Origin of the sequence: Rhodococcus zopfii NBRC 100606 = JCM 9919, assembly GCF_001895025.1 — a bacterium.
GTDB classification, from domain to species: Bacteria; Actinomycetota; Actinomycetes; order Mycobacteriales; family Mycobacteriaceae; genus Rhodococcus; species Rhodococcus zopfii.
Genome location: NZ_BCXI01000110.1, coordinates 1 through 1,485, shown reverse-complemented (window position 1 = coordinate 1,485; position 1,485 = coordinate 1). Strand labels below are relative to the sequence as shown.

1 protein-coding gene is annotated in these 1,485 nt (G+C 67.0%); it reads left to right on the top strand.

Annotated elements, in window-relative coordinates; all coding sequences use genetic code 11:
• The first annotated feature begins 109 nt into the window (after positions 1-109).
• Positions 110-1,453, top strand: a complete 1,344-nt coding sequence (locus RZ1_RS29325; RefSeq protein WP_218020508.1) for an IS4 family transposase — start codon at positions 110-112, stop codon at positions 1,451-1,453.
• The last annotated feature ends 32 nt before the right edge of the window (positions 1,454-1,485 follow it).

Below are 1,485 nucleotides of genomic sequence, written 5' to 3'. Positions count from 1 at the left end.
CCAATGCCGCGCAGTTAAGGATTTTGTGGGTGTGTCAACCCTCCACAACAGGCAACGGAGTTCCTGCTAGAACAGTGTCGACCAAGATCACCGCACGGCAGGAACCCCGTTGGACACACAGTCTGTCATCCCACCCGCCCGCACGGTAGCGGCGGGCCGGTTCGCTCCCGGCCACCTCGGCGAACTGACCCAACTCGTCCCGTTCGAGATGGTCGACGAGGCACTCACCGCCACCGGAACCGTGCAGACCCGCATCCGCGAACTGCCCTCGCGGGTGGTGGTGTACCTACTACTCGCCGCGGCCCTGTTCGAGGATCTCGGATACCGGCAGGTCTGGGCGCGGCTGACCTCGGGCCTGACCGGACTGCCCGTCGCCGACCCCGGATCCTCGGCGCTGACGCAGGCCCGACGCCGGATCGGCCCGGCACCGCTTCGCGCATTGTTCGAACTCCTCGCCGGCCCACCGGCCGCGCCGGTGCGCTGGCACGGCCTGCTGGTATGCGCGATCGACGGCACCTCGATGTCGGTCCCTGACAGCGCCGCGAACCTGACCCGCTACCGCCGCCAAACCGGCTCGCACGGCGGCTCGGGATACCCCCTGCTGCGCCTGCTGGCGGTCGTGGCCTGCGGTACCCGCACCGTGCTCGGCGCGGTGTTCGGGCCCACCGATATCGGCGAAACCCGCTACACACCAAGATTGTTCGGATGTCTCCGCCCCGGCATGATGCTGTTGGCCGATCGCAATTTCGCTGCGGCCGACCTGATCGCCGGGGTCGCCGGTACCGGCGCCGATCTCCTGTTCCGTTGCAAGGACTCCCGTCGACTGCCGCCGGTCGCCACCCTGCCCGACGGGTCGTGGCTGACCATGCTCGGAGCGCATCGTCTGCGGGTGATCGACGCGCAGATTCTCGTGCACACCGACGGGTCCACCCGCACCGGCCGGTACCGGTTGGTCACCACACTGACCGACCCCCGGCAGTTCCCCGCCCTCGACCTGGTCACGCTGTACCACCAACGTTGGGAGATCGAAACCGTCTATCTGGAGATGAAATCGACGACGCTCGGAGGTCGGGTGCTGCGCGCCCGCACCCCGGCCGGGATCGAGCAGGAACTCTACGCACTGCTGACCACCTATCAGGTGCTGAGGCTGGCGATGGCCGACGCGACAGCACACGATGCGGCGACCATCGCCGACCGGGCCAGTTTCACCGTCGCGTTGTACGCCGCTCGTGATCAAATCGTCCATGCTGCCGGGGTGATCGCTGGGGCCACCATCGATCTGATCGGGCGGATCGGTCGTGCAGTGCTGGCCGATCTGCTCCCGCCGCGCCGCACTCGTGTCAGCCCACGTGTGGTCAAACGCGCCATCTCGAAACACCGGGCAAAAGGCGATGTCGACCGCACCAACTATCAGGCCGTCATCACCATCGACATCCTCGATCCACCGGATTGACAACCATCCCTCGGCGCTAACTGCGCGGCATT